Origin of the sequence: Sphingobacterium sp. Mn56C, assembly GCF_049319645.1 — a bacterium.
GTDB lineage: Bacteria > Bacteroidota > Bacteroidia > Sphingobacteriales > Sphingobacteriaceae > Sphingobacterium.
Genome location: NZ_JBMOUC010000009.1, coordinates 14,310 through 30,348, shown reverse-complemented (window position 1 = coordinate 30,348; position 16,039 = coordinate 14,310). Strand labels below are relative to the sequence as shown.

Genomic DNA, 16,039 nt, shown 5'->3' with positions numbered 1-16,039 from the left:
ACTTAAAATTATACCCTATTCCTCCGTGTGTAATTTGAACAATTCGATGAGGTCTGGGATATTATTTACGGTAAGTTTTTCGAAAATTCGACTTTTGTACGTGCTTACGGTTGAAGAGCTCAAGCTTAGTAAGTTTGAAACATCTAAAATACCATGGCCCTCAATTAAATGTTTGGCTACATCCATTTCTCGGTTCGATAGCTTATTCAGTGGATTCACTTTGTCCAGGCTTGCCTTGGTGCTTGTTAGTTTCTGAACATACAGGTCTTTTACTGCATCGGACATATATTTACCGCGTTCCTCTATACATTTAATGGCATTCGCCAGCTCTTCCATTGCGGTACTTTTATTTAAATAACCTACAGCACCAGCCTCGATATAACGCAATGCGTAGATGTTTTCATCGTAGGAGGAGAAAACTAAAATTTTTAGACCACTTTGGATATTTAAAATTTCCTGTATTATTTTAATATTATTACCTCCGGGCATATTAATGTCTAAAAGCAGTAAATCAAAATTTTGAAATTTAATGTGGTCGTAAACCTCTTTTATCGTTGATGCCTGTGTAATTTCGGTGCCATTAAACTTTTCTTTTATTATCACAGATGCGCCTAAACGTACTATACTATGGTCATCGGCAATAAGAATATTTTTCATAGAGTAAAGTTTTAGGGTTGTAAAATAACTTTGGTATATAGTATTTCGTTAAACAAATATAATAGACTTCTTTAGCTTTTTTTTATCTTTTTAAAAAAACTATCACTTTTGCAAATATATCATTAATTATGATTTATATCACTATATTTGTTATAGTGTAAAAAATTAATCTTAAATAAATTATGGGATTTATAAAGGAGTTTAAAGAGTTTGCTATGCGCGGAAGCGTAATAGATTTAGCTGTCGGTGTGGTTATAGGCGGGGCATTCGGAAAAATTGTTACTTCACTGGTAGAGGATATTATTATGCCCCCAATAGGCTTCCTTACAGGTGGTGTAGATTTCGCCAGTTTTAAATATGTAATTACGCCTGCTGATGCGGCGACAGATGCTGCCGAGGTGGCCATTAAATACGGTAGTTTTATTAATGTCGTAATTCAGTTTTTAATTATCGCATTCTGTATTTTCGTTGTTATTAAAGGCCTTAATTCATTGAAGAAAAAGGAGGAAGTAGCTCCGGAAGCTCCTGCTGCACCAACGAAAGAGGAAGCCTTGCTAACGGAAATTCGTGATATTTTACGTAATAAATAATTATTCACGGGCTTAAACATAAAGTATACAGCTGGGGCTGTGTGTTTTTTTGTTTTTTATCCTTGCTAATTTCGAATTAATAGAGTACTTTTGCATTCCTGTTTTTAGGAAATAATTGGTAATTAATATAAAAAAATATAATAAAGCGTCATGAAAAGAACATTTCAGCCTTCGCAAAGAAAAAGAAGAAATAAACACGGATTTAGAGAGCGTATGAGCACTGCTAACGGAAGAAGAGTATTGGCATCTCGTAGAGCTAAAGGCAGAAAACGTCTTTCAGTTTCTGACGAATACCGTCACAAAGGTTAATTATTCTTTGTGCGCCGGTGACATAGTTTTTGGTGAATTCGGCCTATTATCGTCATCGTATGAGTGAAAAATTTAAAAAAGAAGAACGACTTTGCAGTAAAAGCGCTATTGATGAGCTTTTCAAAAGTGGTTCTTCTTTTGTTGTTTTTCCATTTCGGGTGGTTTTTCTCGCCAATCCTGTTACCGATAAGGGGCAGATTGCCCAAGTGATTATATCGGTTTCCAAAAGAAGATTTAAACGGGCTAATGCGCGTAATCGTATTAAAAGGCTAATGCGGGAGGCTTATAGGCTACAGAAAGAAAAACTCTTGTATGCTGCTTTACGTGAGGCTGGAATACGCCTGAACTTGGCTATTCAGTATGTAGGTAAAGAAGAGCTTTCTTTTGTTTTAATGCATACAAAAATGGAAAAGGCCTTGAAAAACCTGCTGGATGAACTTATTAAAAACAACACTACAGGCATTTAGCTGGCTTTTAAAGCAGTTTTTTTTGCTGTTGATACGCTTTTATCAATTGTTTATCTCCCCTTTATGGAGTGCCAACTGCCGCTATACCCCGACTTGTTCGCAGTATGGTAAAGAGGCAATCCTAAAATATGGCCCTTTTAAAGGAGGATGGATGGCTTTGAAACGTATTGCACGTTGTAATCCCTGGGGAGGGCATGGACATGATCCGGTACCTTAATTTAGATAAGTAAATGCTATGCTTAATTATATCTTACAGATAGATACAGCTACAGATAAATGTTCGGTTTCTATTAGTGCAAATGGCACGACTATAGGATTGCGGGAAGCCGAAGAACCTAATATGCATGCGTCCATGTTGACGGTGTATATAGATGAACTCCTTTCGAGCTTATCTTTACTGTATAGTGATTTAGTAGCCGTAGCTGTTAGTAAAGGTCCCGGCTCTTATACTGGCTTGCGTATAGGGGTTTCTACGGCCAAAGGTTTATGTTATGCATTGGATATTCCTTTAATTGCCATAAATACCTTAGATAGCATGTTTAGCGGTTATGTGTCTACGCATGGCTTAATTCAGGCTGCACGTTATATACCCATGTTGGATGCTCGTCGGATGGAGGTGTATGCCAAGGTGTTTGCTGGTAACGAAGCTTTGTTACAGGATACCGCAGCGATTATTATAGATGAACATACCTTCCAGGCGTATTCCCCTGCGGATGTTTATCTTTTCGGATCCGGTGCAGCAAAACTTTCTTCGCTGTTTCAACAGCAGCCTCAAATACATATTGATGCAACCTTTGCACAATCTTCTGGTTTCTTAAGTAAACTTGCCTGGCGTAAGTTTACCGAAAAAGATTTTGAAGACCTCATCTATTTTGAGCCCTATTATTTAAAAGAATTTGTGGCTACACAACCCAAAAAGATTTTAGGTAAGTAGGGGAGACGGCGGTGTTACAACCAACGTTTCTTTTTAAACCATAGGTAGATCGCAATAGAAAGCACTAACATCGCTAGCATTACGGCGGCGTAACCATAACGCCAATCTATTTCTGGCATAAACTTAAAATTCATACCATATACCCCTACGATAAAAGTTAGTGGCATAAAAAATACGGATATGATAGTTAGCGTACGCATAATTTCGTTGGTATGGTTGGATTCGATATTAAAATATATCGACAACAATTGCGCTGTATTCTCGGATATATTTTTATATAAGGTGCTGGTTCGGTAAAAGTTATCCCGCAGGTCTTGGGTATATATGTTTTTATACGCCGGCATATGGAAGTAATCGACAATATCTTTGTATAGGGTTAATACATTACGTATCACATCGGTTTGACGTTTTATATAGTATATTTTTTTCATAAACGGTTTTCGGTAGTGGTGTAAGAAAACCCGCTCTTCATATTCATCCAGTCGTATGGCGATATTTTCCAACACAAGGGATTCAAAGCTTTTTAACGATTCGGAGACTATCGCATTAACCAAACTTTTACTCGAATAAAATTTTTTGCTCTGCCGATCCATTTTTTTTAATTGCTCTAAAAACTGGATATGATTGCGGTGTACGGTTATCAACATGTTTTCGTTGTAAAAAATAGATATGCGATCCGTTATTTCAATTAAAGAATCCGAATCTTCCGCAATTTTTTTTGGAATAGACCGTAAAACTAAAAAGTGATAATTTTCAAACTCTTCAATTTTGGGTAAATGCCCCGATTCTAAGCAGTCTTTTATAGAGGCCTCATTCAGGTTGTACTTTTCTTTTAGGCCATCAAAGTCTTCCATCTTCGGATTAGCGATGTCAATCCATTCAAAATTATGTGTTGGTTTTTGTAAAATGTGTTCCGCCATTATACGCTCTGAGTTGTTTTTCAAATTAAATATATAATTTTTTGGCGCTATTTTATGGTTTATCCTTGTATTGCTTCTCTATTTACGTTACTGCCTGTTATGCTTGGGGCTTTTTTAGGCTGTATTAGGGGTTAGTACCCATAAAAAAGACCAGCTATTTTGCATAGCTGGTCTTTTTATTATGGGGATATTATTTTTGACTTATTTCTTGTCTGTACCTTTTTTCGCTGCGTATTCTTTGTTCAGTGCTGCAACGACTTCTTTCGTTACATCCAGTTTTGGATCGGCATAAATTACAGCAGGATTGGTTTTAGAATACGTCAATACAAATTGGTATCCTTTTTCTTCTGCATGTTTTTTCAAGTAATCGGTAATCGTGTTGTACATCGTATTGAATTCTGTCGCTTCGTCTTGTGCTAAAGAGCTTGATGCATTTTGGTTCAATTGTGCCAACTCTTGTTGTTTACGCGCTAAACGCTCTTCGGTAGCCTGACGCTCTGATGCACTCATGGTACCTAACTTCTGTTCGGCTTCAGCTACCTCACGTTGGAAGGCTTGTCCCTTCGCTTGTAGGTCGTTCTGTGCTTTTTTAGCCTTTGCCTCTAACTTGGCTTTAATATCTTTAAAATAAACGTACTTCTCAGATAAGGAGTCCGAATTTACGAATACAATTTTCTCTTTTCCAGTAACAGGGCTGTTTACCGCTGTACTATCATTTTTTACAGGTGCTGTTGCGCTGTTGTTATTTTGGCTACAGGCAACGGCTGTAATTGCTAAAGCGCCTAAGGCAATTTTTGAAAGATTTGTAAGATATTTATTCATTCTAATAGCGTGTTTTCTGTTAAAGAAGCAAACCTACTATAAAAAAATTGAAAATCCATTATTTTACAAATATTGTGGGTTAAAAATGTGTTTATTAGCAAATTTTGACCGCCCGAAACCTTGCTTAAGTCCTTAATTTTTATTAACTTTGAGAGTTAATTTTTTCTGATTTTAATAACATTCATGAGCGAAGAAAAAAAGAATCCTACAACGTATTCTGCCGATAATATTCAGGTTTTAGAAGGCCTGGAAGCAGTGCGGAAACGACCATCCATGTATATTGGAGATACGGGTCCTAAAGGTTTGCACCACTTGGTGTATGAGGTTGTCGATAACTCTATTGACGAAGCTGTAGCTGGTTACTGCGATGAAATTCACGTTACTATCCATAAAGATAATTCGATTTCTGTACAAGATAACGGGCGTGGTATTCCTACAGGTATTAATAAAAAGGAAAATAAATCAGCCTTGGAGTTGGTTATGACCATTTTGCACGCTGGTGGGAAATTCGATAAGGATACGTATAAAGTTTCTGGTGGTTTACATGGTGTTGGGGTTTCTTGTGTGAATGCCTTGTCTACACACCTGAAAGCTGAAGTACACCGGGAAGGAAAAATCTTTAATCAGGAGTATGAACGTGGTAAGCCTATGTACGAGGTTAAAGCCGTTGGTGTATCGGAGAAGACTGGAACGATTGTAACATTCTCTCCAGACCCTGAAATTTTTACGCAGACGATTACCTATAACTACGACACGTTAGCAAATCGTCTTCGGGAATTGGCTTTCTTAAACAAAGGAATTACGTTAACATTGGCCGATGAGAGAGAGCCGAATGAGGATGGATCCGATAAAAAGGATGTTTTTTTCTCGGAGGGTGGTTTACGCGAGTTTGTGAAGTTTCTGGATGGAAATAGAACGGCATTAATTCCTGAGCCTATTTATTTAGAGGGGGTTAAACAAGGTATACCTGTAGAGTTATCTTTTCAGTATAACGATACCTATTCTGAAAATGTTCACTCTTATGTAAATAATATCAATACCATAGAGGGGGGTAGCCACGTGGCTGGTTTCCGCCGCGGTTTAACGCGTATTTTAAAGAAATATGCGGATGACTCGGGTCTGTTAAAGAACTCTAAGGTGGAAGTTACAGGGGATGATTTTAGGGAAGGCTTAACGGCAGTAATTTCCGTGAAAGTTGCTGAACCTCAGTTTGAGGGGCAGACAAAAACTAAACTAGGGAATACCGAGGTGATGGGGGCTGTAGATGTGGCTGTTGGTGAAATTTTAGGTACTTATCTCGAAGAAAATCCGCGCGAAGCCAAGGTTATTGTACAGAAGGTGCTTATTGCTGCTCAGGCGCGTGCCGCTGCGCGTAAAGCACGTGATCTTGTGCAACGAAAAACGGTTATGAGTGGCTCTGGGTTACCGGGGAAATTGGCCGACTGTTCAAGTAATGATCCTGCAGTTTGTGAAATTTTCTTTGTCGAAGGGGACTCCGCCGGGGGAACAGCCAAACAAGGCCGTGACCGTACCAACCAAGCGATTATGCCATTACGCGGTAAGATTCTTAACGTGGAAAAGGCTATGGAGCATAAAATCTACGAGAACGAAGAGATTAAAAATATGTTTACTGCGCTTGGTGTTTCTGTAGGTACAGAAGAAGATCCTAAGGCTTTAAATACCGCTAAGTTAAGATACCATAAAATTATTATTATGACGGATGCCGATGTGGATGGTAGCCACATTGCAACGCTGATCTTAACGTTCTACTTCCGTTATATGCGGGAATTGATTGAAAAAGGATATGTTTATATTGCTACACCTCCGCTTTACTTGGTGAAAAAAGGGAAAGACTTTGAGTATGCCTGGACTGAAGACCAACGTTTAAATGCTATTCAGCGCCTTAAAGGTGCCGGTAAGGAGGATTCAGTACATGTTCAGCGTTATAAAGGTTTGGGGGAGATGAATGCAGATCAGTTATGGGATACGACCATGAACCCAGAAAACCGTACACTCCGCCAGGTAACGATAGAAAATGCCGCAGAAAGTGATCGCGTATTCTCTATGCTGATGGGAGATGAGGTTGCTCCTCGCCGCGAGTTTATTGAACGTAATGCGCGTTACGCTAAAATTGATATTTAAACTAATATTTTTTTATATAGGAGAGGTGCCTCATTTAGGGGCACCTCTTTTTTTATCACTTATTTTTCCTGCAGATGGGTAAAATACGACTTTAACTGTACTGGAATGGGGAGGAGGTGGTACTGCTGTTCTTCCTGTTAATGGGCATTTTAAAGTTGTGGTATTTATTGTGATGGTAATCAATTTGTTGCTGTCTTGCAATTCCCTAACTTTAAAGTAAAACCAATTTATAACCAATTTATAACCATGGACTAATGGATGGGGTATTTATTTATATACTTCTGCCCAAAAATCTTCGCTTTAGTATTCGGTTTGCCGTATTTTATTATGATCAGTGGAGGTGGGGATATGCATATCAGGTATGCTTCTATATCCTTTCGCCCTTGTGCCCCCTGTTTTTCCTTGTTTGTTTTTCCTTTATCCCCATGCATAGTGCCGCCCAAGTGCAGGATATGGATGCCTTGATACAAGAAATTGTAGCCGATTATTCTGGCGATGAAGATTTTAGCGATTTCGTTGCTAAGTTATTATATTACCGTAAGCATCCTATTGACCTTAATACCGCAGATGCAGCCCAGTTAGCAGGCCTTTTCTTTTTAAATCCGCTGCAGATTGATAACCTGATCGCACATCGTGATAAATCGGGTTCTTTTATCGATGTTATGGAACTGCAGGCTGTAGAGGGTTTATCTATTAAGGACGTCACACGGCTTCTACCATTTGTCTATGTGCCAGCGATATTTTCCAGTATCCGGGAGCGGCTAAGCGGCGATGAACAGCTCGTTACCTCTAGTGTTATGTTGCGTTGGGATAGAACTTTACAGGAAAAATGGGGTTATCAGATTACGGATCTTGCGCGATCGCGCTATTTGGGTAGTCCCGATCGGGTAATTCTTCGGTACCGGTTAGACTATAAAAATAGTTTTCGCTTCTCCCTAAATATGAAGAAAGACGCCGGAGAGCCTTTCTTTGCCTATCAGCAAAAGTATGGCTTTGACTTTTACAGTGGTCATTTAGAGATTAAAGCTATCAGTAAAAACTTAAAAAAAATAGTGTTAGGAGATTATGGCCTACAGATAGGTCAGGGACTAATGCTCTGGAATGGTTTTGCCTTAGGCAAAGGTACTTTTGTAAATGGCTTGGCAAAACAGGGGCAGGGGCTTGTGGCTTACACGGGCATAGATAAGCGTAATTTTCTACGGGGCTTGGCGGCTCAATTTCAATACGAAAAATGGGAATGGATACCTTTTGTGGCCTATAATAAATTGTCGGGTAGGGTAGAGCAGCATAATAATGAGTGGGTTTTAAGTACCCTGCATTCGAGTGGTCTGCACCGTACGCCTACAGAACAGAGGTATAGAAAATCAGTTCCTTTACTTAGCTGTGGTAGTAACTTGAGGTTTCATAAAGGGCGGTTTAACCTCGAATTTTCTGCGGTATTAAATCGCTTTAAATATAGGAAAATTAGTCCAGAGGATGTAGCACATCGTTATGATTTCCGCGGTAAGAATAATGTACTGTTGGGCGGAGCGTATCGCTATGCTTTAAAAAATTACTACCTCTATGGAGAAATGGCGCTTTCCAACCTTAAGGCTCTTTCCGTGTTAAATGGAGTGCTGGCTGTCGTCAATCCCAACCTTTTTTGGTTTGGAAGCTTTCGGTATTATGCCCCCGGTTATTATGCCTATTATGGCAATGCCCTTGGCGAGGGAACGAAGGTATGCAATGAACATGCCCTAATGTTTGGTATACAATACCAGCGGGCCCGTAAGTTTGAATGGGTTACTTATGTTGATATTTTTAAATTTCCGTGGTGGCGTTATCGGGTGGATGGGCCTAGCGCGGGAATGGATATGTTAACACAATTCACATACTTATGGTATAAACGGGGCAAATTGGGGCTTCGCTATCGCTATAGGTTCAATCAGGAAAACCATAATGTAACGAAGAAAGATCGCATTATTGCAGATGTCAATAGGCATCAACTTCGACTGGATTACCAGGTTAAGCTTAATGCTATTTGGCGTATTGCTGGCCGTATAGAGGGGATGCATTATAACAAAGCATTTAATGCCAAAGCACTGGGCTTATTGGTATATCAGGATTTTTTTTGGTCTTCCGCAAAGAATAAATTTAAGATCAACGTACGCCTGGCATATTTTAACACAGACAGTTATTATGCTCGTATTTATGCTTATGAACAAGATATACGTTATGCCGGAGCATTTCCCGTGTATAATGGTAGGGGGCTCCGCACGTACCTTAACCTTCACTGGAAGATGTTATCCAGCATGGAGCTATGGGCGCGTTATGCAATTTCCTATTTCCCAAAACAAGAATCTTTAGGTGCTGGATTAGAGCGGATTGATAGGAATATAAGGTCTGATATTAAGGTACAGGTAAGATGGCATATCTAGAAGATAAGTTGCTGGATGTTACCTTATCCAAAGTGCCCATGATGCGGCTATTGCTTCCTTTTACTTTGGGGATTTTAGTCGCTCAGTATTTCTATATTCCTTTTTTTGATTGTATTGTTCTTATCTTGATTTTACTGTTTGTACTGCTTTGTGTTTTTATAAAGCAACCTATTGTAACGGGTGTATTTACCGTTTTCTTTTCGCTGTTTACATTTTTTTCAGGCCTCTGGATTACGGCCAAGAGTATACCCACATATCAGGATAATCATTTTTCTAAACTTGCCGATTCTACCTTGCTGATGGGGGTGATTGATGAAGAGCCGGTATTCAAAAATAAAAGTTATCGTTTTTTTGTAAACGTTACCTGGAGCGCTGCCACAGCAGCAGCAGAGGGAGGCAGCACATCAGGCCGATTGCTAGCCTACGTACAGCAGCAGGATGACGTACATCAGAGGCAGTTTGAATATGGCGATAAAGTTTTGTTTCTCAAACGCTGTATCCCTGTCGAGGGGCCCAAAAATCCCAGAGAATTTAATTACAAGCAATATTTAGCGTACGTAGGTGTTTACGATCAGTGCTTTATACAGCAGTCTGCTATACAAATACTAGCAAAAAATCAACGTTATGTATTGCGGTATTATGCCATTAATATGCGCCATAAACTGCTGGAAAAGTATAAAAGATACCTAAAGATTCCAGAAGCCTATCAGGCTATAGCTGCTTTAATTCTTGGGTATCGGGGGGCTTTAGACCAACATGTTAAGGACGCCTTTTCCCAAACAGGTACCATACATATATTAAGCGTTTCGGGTTTACATGTTAGTATGGTATTTGCCTGTATGGCCTACCTGCTGCAAGTTTTGGATCGATACAGCTGGGGAAGGGTAGTACGTATCGTTTTTATCTGTATGATGGTATGGATTTATGTTTTTCTTACCGGTTTGGCAGCGCCCATACTTCGGGCCGGTATTATGCTATCCTTTTACTTGGTCAGCATGCTTTTCTATCGGCAACAGCAACCGTTAAATACTTTATTTGCCTCGGCATTTTTTATTTTATTATGCGCGCCGAATGCGCTATTTCAGGTAGGCTTTCAGCTTTCTTACTTGGCCATGCTGGGTATTATGCTGGTGTTTCCTTTATTTAAGGCATTCTATATGCCTAAAAATAAATATTTAGCAGCCTTGTTCGGCACCTGTTATGTAGGTATGGCGGCACAGCTCTTTACGGCACCAGTCGTTATCTACTACTTCGGACAGTTTCCCACTTATTTTTTAATCGCTAACCTGGGTATAGGTTATTGCGTTGCGGCGGTAATGTACCTCGGACTACTGTTGGCATGCTGTCCGATAGTTTCGCTGAGTATTGTTTTAGGGCAAATTCTAGATTTTATGCTGCTGGGTATTTTCAACGTACTTCGTCGTATTGCAAATTTTCCCTTTGCAACTATCGATGGGATAGTGTGGACCGCAACAGAGCTGTTGTTGTATTACCTGGCATTAGCGTTGCTGCTGCTGGGGCTTTGTTACCAAAAGAAGCTGTACCTTAAGTTGGGCGCACTTTCTGTCGCTCTATTGATTACTTTATGTGTCGCCAGCAGTATACAACAGCAGCAGTACCGGGGTATTCGTATTTATACCTTAAAACAAGGGTTTGCCGTGGCCAGTATAGCTAGCGGAAAGGTTGTTGTAGTATCGTCTTTAGACTCGCTACGACATCCAGCCTTACGTTATAGTCTATTTCCGGATGTAAAGCGGTATGCCCGTATGGAGGACATAAAATTTATTTTTTATGCTGGTAATACGGGGGCTACAGTGGATCTTCTGGGGCAAAAGCTGTTTGTAATGGATCGGCTTTCACCACCCGCACTGCACAGCTACCGGTACCTGTTGTGGCGTCATAATAATAGCAGTCCGATAGAACCTATAATCGTGAAAAACCCTGCCCTCACCATTCTCGTCGATGGCAGTAATACCGCCTCGCATATCGATAGATTGAAGAAGGTAGCTTTAAAATATCCGCATAGGTTTTATTTTCTAAATAATAATTTTGCTTATGTTTGGCCAGAGGATTAGTTTATGCAGGAAGACAGTTTAACCATATTAAAGCAATATTGGGGGTATGATGCTTTTCGTCCCTTACAGGCCGAAATTATAGCAGCTGTGGTCTCGGGGCGTGATACCTTGGCATTGCTGCCAACAGGGGGAGGAAAGTCGATTTGTTTTCAAGTTCCTTCCTTAATGCAGGAGGGCATATGCGTGGTTATCAGTCCGCTGATTGCTTTAATGAAAGATCAGCTTGAAAACCTGCGTGCTAAAGGTATTGAAGCGGTAGCCATCTACGCGGGCATGAGTTACCGGGAGATTGATATCGCGTTGGACAATTGTGTGTTCGGAAAGATTAAGTTTCTGTATATATCTCCGGAACGGCTCTATTCAGATATGGTACGCGAGCGTATCCGATATATGAAGGTAAATCTTTTTGCTATCGATGAAGCGCATTGTATTTCCCAGTGGGGTTATGATTTTAGACCGGCCTATTTACAACTTGGCGAACTGCGAAAGCTGCATCCACAAGTCCCTGTTTTGGCGCTTACCGCTACGGCAACGCCTCCTGTGGTGGCCGATATTCAAGAGAAGTTATTATTTAGTGCGCCGCATGTTATGCAGCAAAGCTTTGCACGCAAGAATTTGGGTTACATGGCGCTGGACGAAGAGAATAAAATGGGGCGTATGCTACGTATTATTCATAAAATAGGAGGTTGTGGTATTGTATATGCGCGAAACCGTAGGGAAACACAAGAGATAGCATGGTTTCTGATTAACCATGGTATTCCTGCCGACTTCTATCATGCTGGTATGAAGATGAAGGATAGGGAGGCGAAGCAAAATGCATGGAAAAATAATACAATACGCATTATTGTTGCCACAAATGCATTCGGAATGGGAATTGATAAACCTGATGTTCGTTTTGTGCTGCATATGGATATTCCCGATTCATTAGAGGCGTATTATCAAGAGGCCGGTAGGGCGGGTAGGGATGGCAAAAAAGCCTTTCCTGTAATTTTGTATAACCAAGCGGATAGGGATCGCCTGTGGACAAATTTTGAAAATAGCTTTCCTCCATTACGATTTATACAGCAATGTTATCATCATCTGGCAAATAATTTTCAGGTGCCTTATGGCGCAGGAAAGGGTACATTATTTGATTTTGACCTCGCAGAATTTGTGAAGCGCTATAACTTGGAGGTACTCCCCACCATCAGTGCATTGAAGTTTCTGGAACGTGACGGCTGGATAGCACTGTCGGAGGCAGTATATGTGCCCTCCAGGTTTAAGTTTGAAATCGATTTCCAAGAACTGTATAAATTTCAGGTTCAATCGGCAAAGTACGACCCCTTGATAAAACTTATCCTTCGCAACTATGGGGGAGCTTTTGATTTTTTTGTCCCCGTAAACGAATACGAATTGGCGAAAAAACTAAAACTTCCTTACGAGCAGGTCGTTATCTTGTTGCAGGGGTTGGTAAAGCAGCAGATAGCCTCTTATCTGCCAAGTACAGATAAACCGCAGCTGCAGTTTTTACAAACACGCGTGGATTATAAAAACCTCTATATCGACACAGATTTTATAAAGGAACGTAAGGCGATTAAAGCGAATCAACTGCACGCTATTTATCAGTATTTGGATGGTAAAAGCTGCCGTAGCCAAGACTTGCTTGCCTATTTTGGCGAACATACTGGTGAAGCTTGTGGCGCTTGCGACCTTTGCTTAATGCGCAAGCATAAAACAAATATGGCCGAAAAGATTGAGGCAGAGTTTCGTGTGCTGCTGTTGGAAAAACCGCAGACTTTAGCAGAATTGATGGATGGTATATCCGTCGGAGATGATGCCAAGCGCTTAGCCGTATTACGCGAGTTAATCGATGTTGGAACGGTCAAAGAAGCAGACGGTCTATTGCTCTGGTTAGGGAAATAGCTGTTGCCTACATGTAATACTTCGAAAAGTATGGCATTGTCTGGATCGTTGACCCACGTAGGCATGGCCTAACTTTTTAAGAAGTCTAAACCCGATATATCGCTAACATTGTTGGTTTTTATTTTTAATACGGTACTATTTTTTTTAATATTTCCAAAAGTAGGGGTACTCCGGGATTGCGGTTTTCGGCATTCCATACTAAAGATAGGGTCGTGCGTTGGGGTAAGTAAGCCAAGGAAATAAAATCTACCTCAATGGCATAGCCTAAGGGTAGGGATGCAGGCACAATGGCTATACCTAAGCCCTGCTCCACAAGATTGAATATGCTTAATGCATTAACGGTGCGTAGCGTAACATTCGGAACAAAATCATGATCCCGAAATATACTCATTACAAGATCGTAGTAGTTATTACTGTAGTCTTTAGAAAATAAAATAAAGTTTTCCTCTTTAACGCTGCGAAGGTCAAATGTAGGCTCCTTTTGCGTCTCTATCTTTAGTTTTAGGCTCTTCGGTACGGCCAAAACAAAATGCTCTGTTGCTATAGGAATGGTCTGGAGGCCTTCTATAGGCGTTATCAACCGTAAAAAGCCAAAATCTAATTTTTCCTGCCGAAGATAATCCAGCTGTATTTCATTGGATAGTTCATTTAAGGCAATATCTATTAAGGGTTGTTTCGCTTTCAGCTCTTTTAATAGGGTTGGAAGTACCGTTTGCACCGCGGAGCCAATAAAACCTAACTTTAGGCTGGTTATCTTTCCCTCCCCAATTTTTTCCAATTGGTAGCTTATGTTAGCCAATCGATTAAAAAGTAGCTCCACCTCGCTTTTCAAATACATCCCGGCAGGGGTAAGTTTTACGCTGCGGTTGTTGCGCTCAAACAGCCTAACTTTATAGCTTTCTTCCATCTGTTTTATCTGCCGCGTTAGCCCTGGTTGTGCTATAAATAAACGCTCCGCTGCTTTCCGAAAATGTAGTTCCTCGGCTAACACTTTAAAATATTGTAGGTGTCGAAGTTCAATTGGATACCCCATATTCAGGTTTTTATTTTTTTAATTATTCGGGTTTAATACAATATACGCTTTTTATAGCGATAAAGTTATAGTCGCTTTAACGGAAAAAAACTGCAGTTATCCAATTACTAATCATAACTAAAAGGTATTATTTGTTGATAGTATTGGTATTATTATTTATCAAATATAGCTGGTAAATTTGATAAACAGCTGATTATAAAGATGAAAACATTTAATTATGGTATAGATACACTCCGTAGTTCACTGGCTATAGCTATCGCAAATGGAGAAATCCGCGGGCAGATCGATGCTGCGACCAAGGCTAGGGTTTTACGGAGTGCACAGTATGTACAGCAGATTGTGGATGCAGAGGAAATAGTTTATGGTATTAATACTGGTTTTGGTCCTTTATGTACCACACGTATAAATATTACCGATACCCAAAAATTGCAGGAAAATATTTTAAAGAGTCATGCCGTAGGTGTGGGGGAACCTCTTGAAAAGGAATTGTCCAAATTAATGCTGATCTTAAAAGTACATGCATTAAGTAAGGGTTTTTCAGGGGTGCAGCTGTCTACGATAGAACGCATTATCTGGCATATCGAGCAGGACATTATCCCCGTAGTACCTTGTCAGGGTTCGGTAGGTGCTTCCGGTGATTTGGCCCCTTTGTCGCATTTGTTTTTGCCCCTTATCGGCCTGGGTAAGGTGTTTGTGGATGGCGTAATTCAGGATACCGCATCGGTATTAAAGCGTTTGGATGTGAACGCCATCAGCCTAGGTGCCAAAGAGGGTCTAGCTTTAATCAACGGTACGCAGTTTATGGCTGCTCATGCGGTTAAGGGGGTGGTAGAAATGAATAAACTGATGAACAATGCAGATTTAATTTCCACCTTAATGCTGGAAGGGCTGAATGCTTCTATAAAGCCGTTTTACCCTGAACTACATGCTTTACGCCCTTATAAGGGGAGTGCCTATGTGGCATCAACTATTTATGCGTTACTGCAGCATTCTGCAATTGTGCGCTCACATGCGAATTGTGCGCGTGTACAGGATCCTTATTCCTTACGCTGCATTCCGCAGATTCATGGCGCATCGCGAAATGCCTGGCTTCATTTTAAAGATACTGTAGAAACGGAAATTAATGCCGTGACCGATAATCCGATTATTGTCCATGACGAACTGACAATCAGTGGTGGTAATTTCCATGGACAGCCGATTGCTCTACCTTTAGATTATGCTACATTGGCGGTTTCGGAATTGGGGAATGTATCAGACCGTAGGGTTTACCTTTCCCTGGAAGGGCAAACCAATGCTGTCCCTCGATTGTTAATGAAGGCGACGGGGTTAAATTCTGGATTTATGATCTTGCAGTATACTACTGCTGCCCTGGCAAGTGAAAATAAAAGCCTATGCTTTCCGGCTAGTGCCGATAGTATCCCTACATCTATGGGGCAGGAAGACCATGTGAGTATGGGCGCTATATCGGCACGTAAGTTATTGCAGGTCTTGAAAAATGTAAACCGAATTTTGAGCATTGAACTACTCTGTGCTGCCCAAGCTAAAGATTACCATGCTCCGTTGCAGTCTACGGCAATTGTGGAGGCGATGCATCAGCATATACGAACTTTAATTCCACACCTGGAGGAGGACCAGCCTATGGAAGATATTTTAAACAAGGCCTTTTACCTGGTAGAATCTGGTGAATTAATTGCGCAGGCTAAAAAGGCTGCTCAAAAAAATAATATCGCTCTCTTTGGAGCTGGACAACAGGAATTTGAAAACTTTTAGT

At 40.4% G+C, this 16,039-nt stretch carries 14 protein-coding genes; 10 read left to right on the top strand and 4 right to left on the bottom strand.

All coding sequences use genetic code 11. From position 1 onward, the window contains the following. Nucleotides 1-15: 15 nt before the first annotated feature. Nucleotides 16-657, bottom strand: coding sequence for a response regulator (locus ACL9RF_RS16755; protein ID WP_422801791.1), 642 nt, complete (start codon nt 655-657; stop codon nt 16-18). 182 nt (nt 658-839) lie between these two features. Here ACL9RF_RS16755 and mscL point away from each other — a divergent pair, with 182 nt between their 5' ends. From mscL to tsaB, 5 genes are all read left to right on the top strand, one after another. Then, complete coding sequence (mscL, locus tag ACL9RF_RS16750) at nt 840-1,247, top strand: large-conductance mechanosensitive channel protein MscL (protein WP_422801790.1); 408 nt, start codon at nt 840-842, stop codon at nt 1,245-1,247. 150 nt (nt 1,248-1,397) lie between these two features. Further along, nucleotides 1,398-1,556 carry a 50S ribosomal protein L34 gene (rpmH, locus tag ACL9RF_RS16745; protein WP_081643199.1) on the top strand — a complete coding sequence of 53 codons (159 nt, stop codon included), beginning with the start codon at nt 1,398-1,400 and terminating at the stop codon, nt 1,554-1,556. Between the two features lie 59 nt (nt 1,557-1,615). Continuing rightward, nucleotides 1,616-2,023: a ribonuclease P protein component gene (rnpA, locus tag ACL9RF_RS16740; RefSeq protein WP_422801789.1), complete on the top strand. Its 408-nt coding sequence runs from the start codon at nt 1,616-1,618 to the stop codon at nt 2,021-2,023. Further along, entirely contained in the window at nt 1,989-2,240 is a 252-nt protein-coding gene (gene yidD, locus ACL9RF_RS16735) for a membrane protein insertion efficiency factor YidD (RefSeq protein ID WP_422801788.1), read from the top strand. Before rnpA ends, yidD begins: the two co-directional genes overlap by 35 nt. An 18-nt stretch (nt 2,241-2,258) precedes the next feature. Then, nucleotides 2,259-2,957 (top strand): tRNA (adenosine(37)-N6)-threonylcarbamoyltransferase complex dimerization subunit type 1 TsaB, encoded by a 699-nt coding sequence (tsaB, locus tag ACL9RF_RS16730; RefSeq protein WP_422801787.1) that lies wholly within the window; start codon nt 2,259-2,261, stop codon nt 2,955-2,957. 14 nt (nt 2,958-2,971) lie between these two features. On the opposite strand, the gene ACL9RF_RS16725 is transcribed toward tsaB, so the two are convergent. Further along, entirely contained in the window at nt 2,972-3,877 is a 906-nt protein-coding gene (locus ACL9RF_RS16725) for a CorA family divalent cation transporter (protein WP_422801786.1), read from the bottom strand. Between the two features lie 201 nt (nt 3,878-4,078). Then, complete coding sequence (locus ACL9RF_RS16720) at nt 4,079-4,699, bottom strand: OmpH family outer membrane protein (protein ID WP_422801785.1); 621 nt, start codon at nt 4,697-4,699, stop codon at nt 4,079-4,081. A 183-nt stretch (nt 4,700-4,882) separates the two neighbouring features. On the opposite strand from ACL9RF_RS16720, the gene gyrB reads away from it, so the two are divergent. From gyrB to ACL9RF_RS16700, 4 genes are all read left to right on the top strand, one after another. Then, on the top strand, nt 4,883-6,841 hold the full coding sequence (gene gyrB, locus ACL9RF_RS16715) for a DNA topoisomerase (ATP-hydrolyzing) subunit B (RefSeq protein ID WP_422801784.1): 1,959 nt from the start codon (nt 4,883-4,885) through the stop codon (nt 6,839-6,841). 425 nt (nt 6,842-7,266) lie between these two features. Next, nucleotides 7,267-9,258: a helix-hairpin-helix domain-containing protein gene (locus ACL9RF_RS16710; RefSeq protein ID WP_422801783.1), complete on the top strand. Its 1,992-nt coding sequence runs from the start codon at nt 7,267-7,269 to the stop codon at nt 9,256-9,258. After that, on the top strand, nt 9,246-11,333 hold the full coding sequence (locus tag ACL9RF_RS16705; protein WP_422801782.1) for a ComEC/Rec2 family competence protein: 2,088 nt from the start codon (nt 9,246-9,248) through the stop codon (nt 11,331-11,333). The genes ACL9RF_RS16710 and ACL9RF_RS16705 overlap by 13 nt, the downstream gene beginning before the upstream one ends. Before the next feature lie 3 nt (nt 11,334-11,336). Next, nucleotides 11,337-13,235 (top strand): RecQ family ATP-dependent DNA helicase, encoded by a 1,899-nt coding sequence (locus ACL9RF_RS16700; RefSeq protein WP_422801781.1) that lies wholly within the window; start codon nt 11,337-11,339, stop codon nt 13,233-13,235. Between the two features lie 124 nt (nt 13,236-13,359). On the opposite strand, the gene ACL9RF_RS16695 is transcribed toward ACL9RF_RS16700, so the two are convergent. After that, nucleotides 13,360-14,268: a LysR family transcriptional regulator gene (locus ACL9RF_RS16695; RefSeq protein WP_422801780.1), complete on the bottom strand. Its 909-nt coding sequence runs from the start codon at nt 14,266-14,268 to the stop codon at nt 13,360-13,362. Between the two features lie 201 nt (nt 14,269-14,469). On the opposite strand from ACL9RF_RS16695, the gene hutH reads away from it, so the two are divergent. Further along, nucleotides 14,470-16,038 (top strand): histidine ammonia-lyase, encoded by a 1,569-nt coding sequence (gene hutH, locus ACL9RF_RS16690; protein WP_422801779.1) that lies wholly within the window; start codon nt 14,470-14,472, stop codon nt 16,036-16,038. The last annotated feature ends 1 nt before the right edge of the window (nt 16,039 follow it).